Origin of the sequence: Streptomyces bicolor (assembly GCF_000719285.1) — a bacterium.
In the GTDB taxonomy this organism is placed as follows: Bacteria; Actinomycetota; Actinomycetes; order Streptomycetales; family Streptomycetaceae; genus Streptomyces; species Streptomyces bicolor.
Map to the genome: position 1 here is coordinate 1 of NZ_JOFS01000136.1, position 301 is coordinate 301.

Sequence of the window (301 nt, forward strand, 5' to 3'; positions counted from 1 at the left end):
GCGGAAGCCGCGGATCTTGACCTGGTCGTCGGCCCGGCCGACGAACTCCAGCAGTCCCTCGTCGGACCAGCGGGCCAGGTCACCGGTGCGGTACATCCGGCTGCCGGCCGGGCCGAAGGGGTCGGCGACGAACCGTTCAGCGGTCAGGTCAGGACGCCCGAAGTACCCCCGGGCCAGTCCCGCACCCGCCAGATACAGCTCCCCGGCCACGCCCGAAGGGACCAGCGAGAGCACGTCGTCCAGGATGTAGGCCCGCATGCCGTCCAGCGGACGCCCGACCGGTATCGGCGCCGGCACCGCG

General features: G+C 72.8%; 1 protein-coding gene. It reads right to left on the bottom strand.

Annotation, left to right across the window (positions count from 1 at the left end; all coding sequences use genetic code 11):
- Positions 1-301 (bottom strand): AMP-binding protein (locus IF78_RS44730; protein ID WP_158751728.1); only part of this gene is annotated, 301 nt, incomplete at both ends.